Below are 16,861 nucleotides of genomic sequence, written 5' to 3'. Positions count from 1 at the left end.
ATTAATTTGCTAAAAGTTCGCGCGCTGCGCTAATTGTTGTATCGGTGAGTTTATCTCCACCCATCATTTTTGCCAGTTCTTCTATGCGTTCGTTTTCCGACAATTGCCTGATCGACGTATAAGTTCGTCCGTTTTGTTCCAGTTTGTACACCATAAAATGAGCATCGCCGCGGGCTGCTATTTGCGGAAGATGCGTAATATTTATGATTTGTGTGGTGTCTGAGAATGACTTAATAATCGCTCCCATTTTAATGGCCACTTCGCCCGACACGCCCGTATCGATTTCATCAAAAATAATGGTGGGCAGCGCCTTCGAGCTTCTCAATAAATTTTTAATGGCCAGCATCAGCCGCGACATTTCACCACCCGATGCAATTTTCGAAATTTCATCAGGCGCCGAGTCGGCGTTCGCACTAAACAGGAAAGCCACTTCGTCTTTTCCTTCCGGGCCGAAATTGCTCATCAGCGTGTGCTCCACCACAAAACGGATTTTGCTCATTCCAAGTTGCTGCAGATCCTCCACCACCGACTTTTCGATTACTGCAAATGCCTTTTTTCGAACCGATGTCAGCTTACCGGCCTTTTCTTCCAGCAACTTACTTTGGTGGGCCAATTCGCTTTCTTTTTCACGAATCTCATCATCGTAACCGGTTACTTTGCTGATTTTCTGATCCAGTTCGTTGCGTAGCTCAATCAAAGCGGCTACATTATCGGTATTGTGTTTTTGCTGAAGACTGTAAATCAAATTTAACCGGTCATTCACTTCCTGAATGCGTTCCGGGTCGTGTTCAATCTTTTCAGCCAAAGCCTCCGCTTCATCCAGAATATCGCGCAATTCGAGCATCGCACTCTCCAGCCGGCTTTCTAAACCGGCGGCTTCTGTTATATAGTTCCTTATCTTTTCGAGGGCTTTTTTCCCGTCTTTCACGTTCTGAATAACCGAAAAACGTTCATCGTCCAAAAGCTGGACAACGGTTGTAAAACCCGTTTTGATTTCTTCGGCATGTGTCAGGCGTCCCAGTTCTTCTTCCAGTTCATCCTGCTCATTCTCTTTCAGGGCAGCTTCTTCCAGTTGATTAAACTGAAACTGGTAGTAATCCAGATCGGCTTGTTCCTTTTCAGCCTGTTCTTTTAAGGCCGCCAGTTCTTTTGCTGTATTTCGATACAGCCGGAACTGTTTTTTATAGTCGGCCAGCGCTTCTCCGGCCCCGGCAACTGCATCCACCAAATCGAGTTGAAATTTCTGGTTCCCCAATTCCAGGTTTTGATGCTGAGAATGAATATCGATTAGCTTTAATCCCAAATCCCGAAGCGTTTTCAGGGTAACCGGCGTATCGTTTATAAAAGCCCTCGATTTTCCGGCTGGTGTTATTTCCCTCCTCAGAATGGTGATTTCGTCGTAATCCAGATCATTCTCCTCGAAAAACGGCTTCAGTTGATAAGTCTTGACTTCAAACTGACCTTCCACCACACATTTCTCTTCCTTTTCCTTTAACACCGACAAATCTGCACGATTGCCAAGAATCAGTCCAAGTGCTCCAAGAATTATGGATTTTCCGGCGCCGGTTTCCCCGGTTACAGTATTCAGATTTCGGCTAAAATCGACCTGTAATTCCTGGATCAAAGCATAATTGGATATGTATAATCGGGCAAGCATATTCAAATTGTATTTCGGGTAAAAATACCAAAAATAGGACAACTGACTTTTTCTTTTCAGTTATTTCAAAAAAGATTTATGCGGAGAATAATATTAACGATGAGCAGGTAAGATCACATGTCTTCACTTTCATTGATCTTTTCGTATTTACTTCCGTTCGAAGGATCCACCTCGTTCAGGATGGTGAGCACCCGGCTGCGTTCATCGGGAAACGACTTTGAAAAGACGTTTACCAACTCATCGACTTTGGCATCGAAAAATATCTGCAAAATATAGGTCGACGGACGACGGCGAAATACTTTTTGGATATCGCGCAACGAATTGGCAATAGTGGCGCGCCCCTCTTCTGCCCGATCCGACATGATATCAAGTCCCATGCGGTGGTAATTATACATGCAGCTCCGGAAAGAAGAATAGGATTTATTTAAGATATTTTCGGTCAGCCAATAACGATTGCGTTCACTTTCGAATGATTTCCAACCTCTTTCCCGGGCATTTTGCGAGTTATTTACAATCGACTGTGCTTTCTGAAAAAATTCGGTTCCTCCTTCCGGAGAAAAAGTGTCGTAATCAAAACCAAGAATGATATAAGCGTAATAAGCCAAAATGTTGGTCAAGTTGTCGCGATTTGAAGTTTCATTAAATTCAAGCGGCTGAAACTCTACATAATTGCAATGGAAATCGTTGTCTTTGATATTTAGCACCGTAGAAGTGTAGCTCGAATTAAACACCGGCCTGGTTAGCTGTACCTGGATAGATCCTTTAAACTCATCGGCAGAAACCTGTTCATCCAAACGAATAAGAATGTTGCAGCGGATTTTTTCATCGTAACCATAAACATGCTCTGTCCATTTGCGGTTATTCATAAAATCGTAAATATCCGACTGCATGGTTCGGAAAAGATTCTGATTGGCCCCCTGAATTCCACGTGCAGAAACCGTAACATTACAACGCAACTCCTGCGCCATGGCGCCGAATAACACAAAAGCTGTAATCAATAAGGTACTTGCAATTTTTCTGATCATGCTGTCAAGGTTTCAGTTCAATAATCTTCCCAACAATATCGCGGGCAACTTCTTTCTTTGATTTTAACTCAAAAATCTCCGGTTTATTGTCTTTTGCCACAATTGTAATTTTGTTGGTGTCAACGCCAAAACCAGCGCCCGAATCGTTTAACGAATTTAGAACAATAAAATCGAGGTTCTTTTTCACCAGCTTTGTTCCGGCATTCTCCAGTTCATTATTGGTTTCGAGCGCAAAGCCCACCAAAAGCTGATTTTCTTTTTTCAGTTTTCCGAGCTCCGCAGCAATGTCTTTTGTGGGTTGTAACTCGATGGACCAATTTTCCTTGCCTCTTTTGGTTTTCTCCCGTGCTTTATCAACCGGAGTAAAATCGGCTACGGCAGCACACATCACGGCTCCGTCGCACGAGGGGAAGACAGAAACACATTCTTCGTACATTTCTTGTGCCGACTCTACCTTGACCACATTAATCGCACTGTTTTTTGCCAAAACCGACACCGGCCCGGATACAAGTATCACTTCTGCACCCTGATCAGCCAATTCTTCGGCAAGGGCGTATCCCATTTTACCGGAAGAATAATTTCCGATAAAACGAACGGGGTCAATTTTTTCAAAAGTAGGACCGGCAGTTACGAGGAACTTACGATTCAGAAGTTTTTTTTTTACTGAAAAATGTTCCACTACCAGATTGAGAATGTTCCCGGGTTCTTCCATCCTGCCTTTTCCTTCCAGTCCGCTCGCCAGCTCTCCTGAACCGGGTTCTACGATCACATTTCCATACCCGCGGAGTATCGAAATATTCCGTTGAGTGGAAGGATGAGCAAACATATCAAGATCCATGGCAGGTGCAATAAATACCGGACATTTTGCCGACAAATAAGTGGTCACCAACATGTTGTCGGCAATTCCGTTGGCCATTTTGCCAAGCGTGGAAGCTGTAGCCGGCGCTATCAGCATAAGATCGGCCCACAATCCAAGATCAACATGACTGTTCCATGATCCGTCGTTGGCGCCAAAAAACTCACTCACCACCGGTTTATTCGACAATGCCGATAAAGTAACCGGTGTAATAAACTCTTTTCCCGCCGGAGTAATTACGACCTGAACCTCGGCTCCTTCCTTTATTAAAAGCCGAAGAAGCATTGCTGCTTTATAAGCTGCAATACTTCCCGTAATTCCAAGTATAATATTTTTTCCTTTCAGCCGCATGGGCATGAAATTAAATGCGCTGCTTGTTTTCGCGTGCAGGGTTACGATGGTAGATTTCACCCGTTTTCAGTTCTTCGAAAGCGATCAATGTTGGTTTTGGTAAACGCTCGTAGAACTTCGAAATTTCAATCTGCTCACGGTTTTCAAAAATCTCCTCCAGATTATCAGTGTAAGAAGCAAACTCCTGAAGTTTTTGATTCAGCTCCTCTTTCAATTCCGAAGAAATCTGGTTTGCTCTTTTAGCCAAAACCATCACTGTTTCGTAGATATTACCTGTTTCCTGAGTCAAAACATCAAGGTCACGCGAAATAGTTGACGGTGCAGCTTTTGTTTTTTTGTAATCCATTTTCTAATTGATATTAGTTTCTTGTTCTTTATAATTTAACACTTCAGATGCTTTTTCGTAGAATTTATCGATCTCTTTTCGGTATTTACTTTCCGGATATTCATCGACAAACGAAAAATACTCGTCCAACGCATTGGAGTAACGTTCTTCCTGCTTGTCGTTTACACTGCGGTAAGCCAGTAAATACTTCGATTTTAAAAGCATATATTTTATTTCCTCACGGTATTTTGTGTCGGGAAATTTCTGCAAACTATTGTTTAATGCTACTACAGCAGCCTTGTACATTTCGAAATCGTAGTACAATTTAGCATTTAAATACGACTTAAAGGTTAACTTCTCGGTAAGTTCATCAATTAAGCGATTCGCTTCCTGTACCCGATCGCTGTATGGATACAGGTTTAAGTAAAGCTGAAGCGCATCGATCGCCTCAAGTGTCACCTGCTGATCGAGCCTGGCTTTTGGAGACATGAGGTACGAACAATAACCGATCATAAACTGAGATTCTTCGGCATATTCGCTCATTGGAAATTCTTTTACCAACGACTTAAAATAGTGTCCGGCCATGAGATAATCCTTTTGACCGATCATCGACTTGGCGTAGTAATAGTAGATTTTATCGGCTCTGCTTGTTCCCCGATAAATATTAACCAATTCTTTAAAAAGTGTTCCGGCCCTTACATATTCTCCATCTTCGTAGTACTCAACGGCCTTTTTATATTTAAATTCGTAATCACTACTTTTTACAATCTTATTGTAATCTCCGCAAGATGTCAGCAACAAGGTTGCCATCACCAACGATACCCACAAAAATCTCATTTTCATAAACATGGCGCAAAAATATACTTTTTTTAATTAACTGAGGCTAAAAGAATATCAAAATTTTATTGTTCGTAAATAATTAAAACAAAGACTTACACTGTTCATAATTAACACAATAACCTCCCAGCCCTTCTTTTACGAAGCGCTAATTTAACATTGTAATGAATGTGTGGGCTAAGTGCTTAGAATTATTTAACACATTTGCTGAGATTTTAAAAAAGTTTACATTTGCACCCTTGAAATCGAACATTTAATAACGAATTATCATGGATGTTTTCGCAAAATTCAGAAATAATAAAGGTGACATTGGTAAGTGGATGGACCAAATTCACGGTTATTTTGCCTTCCCAAAACTGGAAGGTGAAATCGCAGCCAGAATGAACTTCCGGGGAAAAGAAGTTTTAACCTGGAGTTTGAACAACTACCTGGGGCTGGCTAACCACCCTGAAGTAAGAAAAGCGGACGCCGAAGCGGCAGCCCAATATGGCATGGCTTACCCGATGGGAGCTCGTATGATGTCGGGGCAAACCGTTAAACACGAACAGCTCGAACGTGAATTGGCTGCATTTGTTGGCAAACCTGATGCCTTCCTTTTAAACTACGGTTACCAGGGAATGGTTTCTGCCATTGATGTTCTTGCCAGCAGAAAAGACGTAATCGTTTACGATTCGGAATCGCACGCCTGTATTATGGATGGCGTTTTCCTGCATAAAGCCAAGGGCGGAAAAAGCTTTGTTTACCAGCACAACAACATGGAAAAGCTGCGTAAAATGTTAGGATTTGCCACTAAACTTGCTGCTGAAAATGGCGGAGGTATCCTGGTAATTACCGAAGGTGTTTTTGGGATGACCGGACAGGTTGGTAAACTTGATGAGATTGTTGCCCTGAAGAAAGAGTTCGATTTCCGCTTGTTTGTTGACGACGCACACGGATTTGGAACTATGGGACCAACCGGTGCAGGTTCGGGCGAACATTTTGGCGTACAGGATGGAATTGACCTTTACTTTGGAACATTTGCGAAAGCAATGGCCGGTATCGGCGGATTTATTGCCTGCGAAACAGACATTTGCTACATTTTACGTTACAACATGCGTTCGCAAACTTTTGCCAAATCGTTACCAATGGCCATGACAATGGGTGCATTGAAACGTTTGGATATGATTCGTACCATGCCTGAATTGCGCGAAAGACTGTGGACAGTCGTTAAGGCACTGCAAGGTGGGTTAAAAGAAGCCGGTTTCGATTTGGGTAAAACCAATACCCAGGTTACCCCGGTTTATATGAAAGGTGGCGAAGAAGAAGCTACTCAAATGATTTACGACCTTCGCGAAAACTATGGTATTTTCTGCTCAATGGTGGTTTACCCGGTTATTCCAAAAGGTGAAATCCTTCTTCGTTTAATTCCAACTGCAATGCATACTTTAGAGGATGTTGAACTGACACTGAAAGCCTTTAAAGAAACGCGTAAAAAACTGGTGGCCGGCGAATACCGCACCGGCGAAATTGCCAAAGTTGAAGTTGATATGTAATCGATCAAAAACAACAAAATATAAAGGGAGCTTACTGGCTCCCTTTTTTTATAAAAGTCAAATCCGTTTCGGTAATACATTCATACCCATCCTCATTTCTTTCCTTGCGAGCAACTCCCCTTTATACATATCTTTTCCTTTCTGGAACTTGAGGAAAATATGAACGTTTTTTAATAAAAAGCATGAAATAAAAAATCGAAAGTATTGATTCAAATTATTTCGTTTCCGATACTTTTTATTCTTTATTCCTTATTTGCTATTTCTTATTTTCCAGCTTTTTCCAATTTGTATATAAAAGCTGGCTCGGCACAGGGAAATCCACCCGTACGATCTGGGGGAAAGAGGATAGGAGAAAGGAAAACAAGCTGCGATAAATCAACATTCCACTTATTAATGACTCCTAAAAATCAAGAATCTATATTTCTATCGGCGTAGTTTTCTCAATCGGTTTTAAATCAATTTTTCGGAATTCGACTTCCGATCCTTCCGCCTGAACCGCGATTTGTCCTTTCTGTGCTGTACAGTTGTAACCATAATTCACCAGATCGCCGTTTACCCAAACTTTTATCGTATCAGCTACACACTCGACGGTCATATGATTCCACTCGCCTACCGGTTTTTCCGATCCGTCGGTAAGGTTCAGAATTCGTCTGCTTTTACCTTCGGTTATTCCCCAGTTTTCTTCCGGCCCGCGTCGCTCCACCATGTCAGGCACAGTAACATCTTCTACGATACACCAAAAATCGCCAGCCTGCCCATTTTGCATCTGAACCTCCAGCGATTTTGGAAACATTTGATAAAGTGCCCGCGGTGTTGAAGCATGCACCAAAACCCCACAGTTACCGGGTGTTCCGGCAAAACGGTATTCCACATCCAAACGGTAATTGCTAAAAATCGAATCCGTAATCAAATGTCCGCGCGGATCGCCCATACTCACCAACAAGGTATCGCGAATTACAAACGATTTAACTGTATCCGGATTTTGATCGGCCGCCGGAACATCTGCATGCCAGCCCGAGAGATCTTTCCCGTTAAAAAGATGAATGGTCGGATCTTTGGGTACTGCATTTTTCGATGAATTACACGCCGCAAAAAGAAGGGCGAGCAGTGGAAGTAGCAAACGTTTTTTCATGGTATCAATAGTGTTAAGTAAAGTGTCGGTTACTTTATAAAATTGTCGGCCCAGCGAATGTATTGTTCCCAGTCGTAATCCGTTACATCGTGAACACCGGTCCGAATATGATAAGAAACAGTACTTTGAATCGGATGGTTCACTTCGGGCATTTCCTGTTGCGTAATTCCCGTCTTGCCATACAACTCAAATACCGGGCTGGCATACAAAGCAGACAGAAATTCGCCTTTGGGATCGGCCCAACGGTCTTCTTCGGCACTGGCCACATAAACCGGGCGCGGAGCAAGCAGTGCAATCAGTTCGTGCTGATCGACCAGTAAAGCCTGTTCGTTGTTGCTGTAATTTTTAAAATTTCCGCAAAACCAATGCGGAAAACTGCGGTTAATACGTGCTACAGTTTCACCAAAACAACGTTTGGAAAGCGCAGCTCCTCCGCATCCCGAGTCATTCGAAATAGCCCCGGCAAAACGCTGGTCGGTAGCTCCGGCCCATAGCGAAGTTTTCCCCAAACGTGAATGTCCGAATACGATCACTTTCGAAGCATCGACATCGGCATCCTGTTCAAAATAATCCAAGGCCCGGCTCAGGCCCCAGGCCCACGTTGAAATCGCTCCCCACTCATTATTGGCAGGTTGTTGCTGGTCATCCACATAAAAAAACGGATGTACACCGTCAGTCATATCGTCTTTGTCGGGATCAACTTCGCAATAAAAAATTACCGCCAAGCCATAACCGGCGTCAATAATTTTCTCTAATGCCCAGCGATTGGTCCGAACTCCACGCGATTGTTCCGTTAGCTGATTATTTACAATGCCAAAAGAAGGATTATCACGAACCCAGGCCGAAGAAATCTGCACATTTACATCTTCAGTGATGGTATGATTACCGTAGAAATTATAACCCAAAAACAGCGGAACTTTCTCTTCGGTTTTTGGAGTGTACATCAGAATGGTAAAATCAAGTTCTTTCGCATCTTTTTTAAATGTGAGTGTTACCTGTTTTCTTTTGGCCTTTCCATTTAGCGCATTCGCACTTTCTTCAACCACATTTATATCATGAATCTTCAATTCACCGGGAACGGCGCCATAAACATTCTCGGTAAAAAACTGCAAAAGCTCCGGACGACGTTTCTTCTCCCACTGTTTTACACTTTTTACTTTCTTTCCGTTAAAAGTGGTCAACGGATCGGGTAATTTGAATTCAGGGACTTTTGTTTCGTCATAATTGGCCTCTTGAGCTATGCTCAACACCGGCAATAAAAGCATTAAAAACAATGCTGAAATCAGGATCTTCATTTTTATTAGTTATAATTGGTTGTAGATGGCTAAATTAGTTTTTTATGTTCATAGCAGCAAACGAAGATACTACACACGATAAAGAAATATTAATCCCTTAGTTTCAATTTCTTCGAAGCATTTTACCTTCTTTCAGATACTCTTTTTCAACGCCTTTCAGCAGATCTTCCATCTGAAGTTGTTTGTTTTGTTTCTGCAATGTCTGCAATCCGGCATACTGAATTACATTTACGATATTGGCCCCTGATAACTCGTAAAGACGTGCCAGTTCCTTTGTCTGAATTTCCTTATCCAGTTTTTTTGAATCGGGCAGATAAACCTCCCACAAACGGCGGCGCTCATCCACTCCGGGATTATCGAATTCCACAAACGTATTAAAACGGCGGGTAAACGACGGGTCAATATTGGCTTTCATGTTGGTAGCCAAAATAACCAGCCCCTCGTGCGATTCGATTCGCTGAAGCAAATAAGAAACCTCCTGGTTCGCATATTTGTCGTGCGCATCCCTAACGTTAGTGCGTTTCCCGAAAATCGAATCGGCCTCATCAAAAAACAAAATCCAGTCTTTGTTGGCTGCCTTGTCAAACAACTTCGAAAGATTCTTTTCGGTTTCGCCAATGTACTTCGACACCACCATTGACAAGTCTATCCTGAAAACATCCCGACCCGTGTATTTTCCGAGCAGGCAAGCTGTCATTGTTTTTCCGGTTCCTGGTGGCCCGTGAAACAAAACCCGGTATCCGGGCTTTACCTTTCCGTGAAGTTTCCAGTCTTGCATCAACCTGGCATTGAATTTTAGCCAAGTTTCGATCTCTCGAATATCCTCAATTGTTTTTTCATGCAAAACCAAGTCGTTCCATTCCAGATCTGTAGTAATCAACTGTGCCGGAAAATCGCTGCTCAGTTTTGGTTTCGAAATTTTGCCTGCAATAAAAAGATCGACGTATTCGTCATCCATAATCAGGCGGCCACTCATTTTGGGCTCTCCCAACGGAACCTGATCCAGAAAAAGGACGTTCTTCCGCGAAAACAGGTGATCCTCTTCAAACATCCGGATCATTGCTGCTCTTTTTGCCAGGTCTTTTCCGGCCAGCAGGTAAAGAACCGTTTCACCGGTTGGAATGATTCCCCGGTGGTTTTTACCTTTCACTCCGCCAAACTCCGGAAATTCGCCACCGTTGGGAAGATATGCCCCTACTACTCCCGAAATAAATCCGGGCGATAAGTGTGGCATGAGCGCCATACACAGACAAAAAATTTCTTCGCTGCTTAACTTATTTTCAGCGATGAACTTCCCTAAAGTTGTATCCGTAGCAAACGAAAAATCCGGGATTACAGAACTTGAATTAGCATCTTTTTTGAAATCCTGGTTTAGCCGGTGCTGAATTCCCAGCCGGACAAAAGCAAACACTTGCTGATAAATACTCTCCATTTTATTTGTTGCCGATACATGCATACTCTATTTTTCCTCACCCTTTATCAAAGTAAGATATTTGGCCGCCTTATTATTCCCGGGATCCCGTTGTAAAACCTCATCGATCAATTCCTTAGCTTCTCCGGTTTGCTGAAGCGACAACAACACCGAAGCCTTGTCCAAACGAAACTTTATACTTTCGGGGTTCATTTTCAGAAGAAAGTCGAATTCTTCCAAAGCCTTTTCATGCTCTCCGGCCGCCAGCATGGTTATCGCCAGGTAATGACGCGTAGCCAGATTATCAGGAGAGAGCCCAAGGCTGTTGCGAAAAGCCAGCAGCGCCAGGCCGTAATTCTTCAGGTTCAATTCGCAAATCCCGATCTGATGATAAACCGTGGCAGCTTCTTTCTGGTCTGTTAAATTTGAAAGAATGCCCAATGCTTCCTCAAACTGCCCCATTGCCATTTTGTTTCCGGCCAGGTTTATCTTGTATTGGGTTTCGTTGGTTTGCATGATCAGGCTGAACCAAACATCAGCAGCTTTCGAAAACAATCGTTGCGCTTCATAAAAACGGGCCATACTAATTTTGGCTTTCACGTTTTTGGCATCCAGCTCGCAGGCTTTTATATAATTTTTTTCAGCCACCGCCCATTTCTTCAAAAATACCTGCACATTGGCAAGATTGAGAAAATAGGAAGATCTGGGATTTGCCTCAATCGCCTCTTCAAAACTTTTTTCGGCATCCTTGTATTGTTTTTGCTGATGATACAACAATCCCAGGTTATTCAATGCTGTGGCATTGTGTTCATCTATTTCCAGCACTTTGTTATATGAATCTTCCGCTTCTTTAAACCGCTGGTTTAGAAAGTGTGAAACTCCCTGGTTATTTAATTCAATAAGTTTGTCCATATCTAAATCATTAATCAAACATATCATCTTTTACGTCGCGTGCCAGTCCTTTCGCCATGTCAATCACATCCAGGTCGGGATAGATCACTTCAATATCGTCGAATGAAATATCAAAAGGCTGATCTTCCTGGTAATGAACCGGGAACACCAGTCCAAACTGAATATCGGGTCCCCAGCTAAACGAGGCAAGGTTGTATCGCCAGGTTTCGGAAATAGAGAACCAGCCAATCCCAAGGCTGGCGCGGGCAAAGGCATTGACGTCGAACACAAACTTTGGATTTACCGTGATTCGTCCTTCCGCATCGAGTACCACTCCTGTTTGCGGACTCCACGATAAATCAACCATGGCCGATGCTTCGCCTTCCAGACCAAGTGTTCCGGCCAGTTCGATGCCACCCGACAAACTGGCGATGGCAATGCTCACTCCTAGTCCAAGATCGCCGCGGAGTGTAAGTCCGGCATCCGCAGGAATGGCAAACTCTCCGTGACCATGAATTTCGGTCTCATCTTCGCGATCCGGATTGTAGGTAACCTCGGCATACACTTCTCGCAATTGCCCCGGGCCAAAACCGGCGGAGAAATCGAGTCCGCCACTTATTTGTGCTACCAAACCAATACTGCGGGGTCCGAGTGGAATGGCAAAAATCGGAATCTCAACCGTTGGCACTGTAAACAGGCTTCTGCGGAATTCGCGCCGGTCAAAAACATCCACCGCACTGGGCAAACCAATTCGGCCGGTTACTTCCATCTCGCCGTTGGGCAAAAACTGAACACCGGCAGTTGCTTCCAGCCATGGCGTAAGTTGCAGCGTGAGATCGCCGCCACCGTAAACCCGCATGGTATCATCCGGCTCTCCGGTTGGCTGACCGTCTTCACCAATGGTCCGGTTGGTAGCTCCCACCCGTATATTTCCGCTGAGCATTCCACGTTCGTAGGCTGCCTGTCCTTCAATGGTAAGTGCACCATTCTCGTAACTTACGGTCAACGTTGAGTCGATTCCGGGAATATCCGGCTGAGCTGTGCCGGAAATCATAATGTCATAACCTTCTGCACCTTCCTGTTTGCCAACGCGTGCAGACACTGTACCGCCCTGTATGCCGGGGATTTCAGAACTCAGGTTAAAATCGCCGGAAATCGAAAAGCCTTCATCACCATAGTTAATCGACAAAGTTCCCTGTTCAATTCCCGGAATATCAAGTTCGGCATCACCGGTGGCAGATAACCCCGATTCTTCCGAAAAATCAACACTTATGGTGGCTGTTTTTACTCCCGGTACTTTGTTTCGGGGAATCGTTAAAGTACCGCCAATGCTCCACAAACCATTTTCATATGCCATTCTGGCACTCGCCTCACTCCGCCCAAAAAGTCGTTCGTCGAAGGTAATATCGCCCCGCAGTCTCAAGCCATTCTCCTGGTTAAAACCGGCTTCAATGGCACCGCTCCCGATCGGGTCCATCTGAAATTCAATACTTCCATCTACTCCAAATCCGTCAGCGGTACTGTAACCAACCGATAAACTGGAACTATCAATGCTTAATCCCGGCACCGGTATATTCAGATCAGAAGGAGAATATTCGGCTGCGAAATAGGCCTCTGTACCCCGCACTCCAACCACCAATGCGGCTCCCCGCAAAAATTCTACAGAAGGAGTCAGTCTTCCTTCAGCAAAAAAACCCTCCTCGTTAATTCCAAATTCACCGGACAATTCGATGGGGCTCAGATACTCAAAATCCATCCCCATTGATGGTACGTCTCCCACTTTTCCGGCATACTGGCTAATCGATTTTTTTACAGGAATTGTAAACGGTCCTTCCGGGGCATTAAAATCGGATGGAAGATCCCAGTTTGCGGTAATTTGCCCCATGGGCAGATCGGCAGCAACTGAATCATAACCGGAATTGAGTGAAATGTTGGAGATTTTCATACCGGCCACCGCTTTGCTTTTGGCATTATCGGGTCCCAGTTGAATCGACAAACTATTTTCTTCATGCGGAAATAATTCCATTAAGTAACCGTCGTCGGGTGTCATCAAGGCAAATTCAGTGGGCGATCCCGGTTCGCCGATATTTCCCAGATCCTCCAAATCGTTCAAATGCAAGCCCTGTTCAATTTCTTCCCGGGTCCAATACTGACTCTCCCCTCTTTGTCCTGCAAAATCACCTTGACCAAGCTCCACCTGTTCAAAATTAATGGTATTGGCCGCCATATAGGTTTCTGCATCGGATTGAGTATTCGATTCGCCGGAAGCTTCCAGATAATTTCGGACAATAGCCACAATGTTCGATTTGGTTTTGGCCCCTGCAGTGGCATTGGAGCTTTTGTCGAGCAGCTCCATGTTTTCAATTTCGTTGGGCGTGGTAGAATTGGGCCAGCCTCCGGTTTGAAGTTCAATAATGTGATCGACTTCCATGGTATTATCTAGCACGCGGCCACGTTTGTCCCAATTGGCGATGGTGAGCTTTTTTAACAAAGTTGCCCGCCGTCCCCGTATTTCTTTATCGCCCGGAGTTTTTATCTTTTTAACGCCCGAAAATTCTTCGTGAAGCCCGAGTCTTTCGGTATTTTGCATTTTATCCCAAAAATGATTTTTCCAAACACTTATTTGATTTGGTCTTCCCCGGCTGTAGCCCTGAAAACGCTTCAATTTTCCCTGTGATGCCCAGGTTTGATAAAGCGATAAATGTCGGGCTTTTACTGCCGGGAGATAAAATTTCTTTAGTATATCTTCCGGGTTTTCAGCTGTTGTATCATTTTCCTGCTTCTGGATCATTTTACGCTGGACTGAAGCTCCCTGCTGAACCGTGTGCGTCAGCTCGTGCGCCAGCAGATGTTTTCCCGATTCAGTTCTAGGATTATAGTTTCCGTCGTTGAAATAAATATCGTTGCCGTGTGTAAAGGCCTGTGCATTGAGGTTTTCACTCATTTGCACCGCATCGCTTCCGGTGTGAATCCTCACACTGCCAAAATCCGCCCCGAAACCCGATTCCATCTCACTTTTTGTATCGCCGCTCATTGGACTTCCACCGCCTTTAGAGCTCTCAAGAGATGACTCTACCGAACTTGCATTGTTGGGAGAATCTGACCTGTTTTGTAATTCCGGTTCTTCTTCAGGGATATCGGTACTTTTTTGAACGATTGATTCAGTTTGAAGAACCTCTTCCTCTTCCGGTTCTTTTACTTGTTCTTCTTCTGCCGAACCGATTGAGTTGGCCTGTAAAGCGGGAATGGATGAAACAACATCGTTGTCAACTGAGTTCTGAACCAGCAAATCGTTTTGCTTGTCCTCCGCTTTCATTTGCACCTCTTCTTCTTCCGATTTTTCAGCACTTGTTCCCGCACCAAAAAATCCCCCGGAGGAATTCAACGACTTGGCATTTACGCTATCGGATACAGAAAAAAATGTGTCTTGGGAGGTATTTTGTGCCCTGCTTTGCTGTACAATCTGATCGGCCATCTGATCAGCTTCCACCTCGTATTTGTCGCCCGGTTGTCCAACCTTTAAACTGGGCTGGATAAAAGGCTCGTTCCGGTTTGCAGCGGAAGAGTGAGTACTACTTTTTTGTGCCGATTTTGATTCGTACATAAATCATTGGTTCCTTTTATCAATTCAAAATTTGTCGGTTATATCGTAAAGTTGTTTAGCGTCCGGAAAATAAATGCTCCTGCTTTGGCTACCATAAAACTGCCTCCCGGGGTTACGAAGAAGGACTGTGTAACATTGGTAAATACCCTTCCCTGGGCATCCGATTCTCCGTCAATCTTGTATTTGTTCGGAATCACCCATTCGTGATAGCCTCTGCTGAACGGAGGATTCCCTCCCCGCCAGGCGGCCTCATCGGTTAGCCCGGTATTCATATCATCAAATGGCAGATAATCCGGGTTTGGGTCGTGGTGAAGATCTGCCGCTGAAAACTGGTTAAAATAGCCGCTTACACTTGTTGCCGGACCGGGCTCCTCGAACCACTGTGTGCGGCCAAAGTTTACGTTCAAGGGATGAACGGTAATAGCAGCTTCCATTGCTGCGCCAAGCGTTCCGGCGGGTATGGGTAGAATTGCCGACCGTTCTAAGGTAATTGAGTCGGGTGCTTTGGTTGACATGATCATAGACGCTGAACCTGCCTGATTGGTAAGTGTAATGATGCTGACCATCGGAACAGGCGGAGCTTCCCACACCATGTTCTGTCCCGTATTTAATCCGATAATCCTTCCTCCGGTGACAGTCCAGGTGCCTTCCGTATTTCCGGTAAAGCGAACAAATTCCCCCACTCCCACCAAGGTACGTTCATCGGCTGTTCCGTCGGGTGCAATGCTGATCGTTGAAGAAGTGATGGAAGGAGCCTCTGTGGCCGGAGTTCCGGTGGGCAAAGTTGGCGCGCCCCACGAGAATAATCCGTCGAGCGAGGCCATGGTCCGGGCATCAATTATTCCCGTTACCGGTAAAGAAGACGAACGCTGAAAACTTTCTACAGCTGCTTTGGTTTCATTTTTAAAAATCCCGTCAACGCCATACACTGGCAATGGAAATCCGGCATCCACCAAAGCCTGTTGTATCAACGAAACCGGCCGGCCAGTGCTTCCATAGCCAAGCGTTCGTTCTCCATCCAAACAGGCTTCCAAGCGTAAATTACCACTAAACCGATCCGAAACAAGGTCCCGGTTATCGTCCATCGTGGTCTGCACATCGGCCTTAACAAATCCTTTTTGCTGAATGGTATGCGTAAGTTCGTGCGCCAATAAGTGCTTTCCTTTTTCCGAATTTGGATCGTATTTTCCTTCGTTAAAATAAATATCGTTACCATGTGCAAAAGCCTGTGCTCCCATTTGGCGGTTCATGTTTACCGCATCGTGCCCGGTGTGAATCCGAACCTGGCTAAAATCGGCTCCAAAGCCGCTTTCCATTTCCGAACGAATGTTGTTGTCCATTTTTGATCCGCTTCCCGGACTCGAAGCCAAAGTGCTTTCCACACTTGATGCAGGTTGAGCACTTCCCTCGGCTTTTGGCATTATTTCTTCTTCCTCTTCCTCCGCTTGCATTTGCAACTCCTCCTCTTCTTCCTCAGCCTTACCTTGTATTGCCTCTTCTTCCTCCTGCATCTGCAATTCTTCGCCTTCCTCTTTGGCCTGAACCGGTTCCTCCTCTTCTTCTGCCTGCGCTTGAACCGGCTCCTCCTCTTCCTGCAGTTTTGGTTGTGCGATTTCCTCCTCTTCTTCCTTTGGCTGGCGTTGTGCAATGCCAACTTCTTCCATTTCCTGCTGAACAAGCGGTGTTATTCCTTCTGAAATACTTTCTCCGGTATTCCTGAATTCATTGCTATCCAATCCGTTTAACGCGCTATCCGGTACATTTTGATTAACGACCGCATCTGCCGCACGATCCGCTTCCTGTTCAAAACGATCTCCTGGCTGGCCTACCGTAAGTTTGGCCTGTGCCGGAAAAAAAGATGACTCCCCGGATTGTGAAAACAGCGGCGAATGATTTCTTCGGCCACTGTAATTCGATCTGTAAATTCTGTTTCCTCGTCTCATCG

At 44.6% G+C, this 16,861-nt stretch carries 12 protein-coding genes; 1 reads left to right on the top strand and 11 read right to left on the bottom strand.

Features of this window, described 5'->3' with window-relative positions; translation table 11 throughout:
- Position 1 precedes the first annotated feature (1 nt).
- The 5 genes from recN to bamD form a co-directional block, all read right to left on the bottom strand.
- A complete protein-coding gene (recN, locus tag MR764_RS12910) occupies positions 2-1,657 on the bottom strand; it encodes a DNA repair protein RecN (protein WP_247979838.1) in 1,656 nt (551 codons plus the stop codon).
- A 113-nt stretch (positions 1,658-1,770) separates the two neighbouring features.
- Positions 1,771-2,682: a DUF4835 family protein gene (locus tag MR764_RS12905; protein ID WP_247979837.1), complete on the bottom strand. Its 912-nt coding sequence runs from the start codon at positions 2,680-2,682 to the stop codon at positions 1,771-1,773.
- A gap of 4 nt (positions 2,683-2,686) precedes the next feature.
- Complete coding sequence (gene coaBC, locus MR764_RS12900; RefSeq protein WP_247979836.1) at positions 2,687-3,889, bottom strand: bifunctional phosphopantothenoylcysteine decarboxylase/phosphopantothenate--cysteine ligase CoaBC; 1,203 nt, start codon at positions 3,887-3,889, stop codon at positions 2,687-2,689.
- 10 nt (positions 3,890-3,899) lie between these two features.
- Positions 3,900-4,235: a DNA-directed RNA polymerase subunit omega gene (locus tag MR764_RS12895; RefSeq protein WP_247979835.1), complete on the bottom strand. Its 336-nt coding sequence runs from the start codon at positions 4,233-4,235 to the stop codon at positions 3,900-3,902.
- 3 nt (positions 4,236-4,238) lie between these two features.
- The gene (gene bamD / locus MR764_RS12890; protein ID WP_247979834.1) at positions 4,239-5,051 is read right to left on the bottom strand and encodes an outer membrane protein assembly factor BamD; all 813 of its coding nucleotides are present in this window, start codon (positions 5,049-5,051) and stop codon (positions 4,239-4,241) included.
- A gap of 269 nt (positions 5,052-5,320) precedes the next feature.
- Between bamD and MR764_RS12885 the strand changes: the two genes are divergently transcribed.
- Positions 5,321-6,583, top strand: a complete 1,263-nt coding sequence (locus MR764_RS12885) for an aminotransferase class I/II-fold pyridoxal phosphate-dependent enzyme (protein WP_247979833.1) — start codon at positions 5,321-5,323, stop codon at positions 6,581-6,583.
- Between the two features lie 415 nt (positions 6,584-6,998).
- On the opposite strand, the gene MR764_RS12880 is transcribed toward MR764_RS12885, so the two are convergent.
- From MR764_RS12880 to MR764_RS12855, 6 genes are all read right to left on the bottom strand, one after another.
- Positions 6,999-7,715, bottom strand: a complete 717-nt coding sequence (locus MR764_RS12880) for a DUF1080 domain-containing protein (protein ID WP_247979832.1) — start codon at positions 7,713-7,715, stop codon at positions 6,999-7,001.
- Between the two features lie 29 nt (positions 7,716-7,744).
- Positions 7,745-9,010: a hypothetical protein gene (locus MR764_RS12875; RefSeq protein WP_247979831.1), complete on the bottom strand. Its 1,266-nt coding sequence runs from the start codon at positions 9,008-9,010 to the stop codon at positions 7,745-7,747.
- 103 nt (positions 9,011-9,113) lie between these two features.
- Positions 9,114-10,442 carry an ATP-binding protein gene (locus tag MR764_RS12870; protein WP_247979830.1) on the bottom strand — a complete coding sequence of 443 codons (1,329 nt, stop codon included), beginning with the start codon at positions 10,440-10,442 and terminating at the stop codon, positions 9,114-9,116.
- Between the two features lie 27 nt (positions 10,443-10,469).
- Positions 10,470-11,333 (bottom strand): tetratricopeptide repeat protein, encoded by an 864-nt coding sequence (locus tag MR764_RS12865; protein WP_233377422.1) that lies wholly within the window; start codon positions 11,331-11,333, stop codon positions 10,470-10,472.
- A gap of 10 nt (positions 11,334-11,343) precedes the next feature.
- Positions 11,344-14,916, bottom strand: coding sequence for a DUF4157 domain-containing protein (locus MR764_RS12860; RefSeq protein WP_247979829.1), 3,573 nt, complete (start codon positions 14,914-14,916; stop codon positions 11,344-11,346).
- Positions 14,917-14,954: 38 nt separating this feature from the next.
- Positions 14,955-16,859: a DUF4157 domain-containing protein gene (locus MR764_RS12855; protein WP_247979828.1), complete on the bottom strand. Its 1,905-nt coding sequence runs from the start codon at positions 16,857-16,859 to the stop codon at positions 14,955-14,957.
- Positions 16,860-16,861: the final 2 nt, after the last annotated feature.

Source organism: Maribellus sp. YY47 (assembly GCF_023111095.1).
Taxonomy (GTDB): Bacteria; Bacteroidota; Bacteroidia; order Bacteroidales; family Prolixibacteraceae; genus Draconibacterium.
This window is presented reverse-complemented; position numbering and strand designations above follow the sequence as displayed.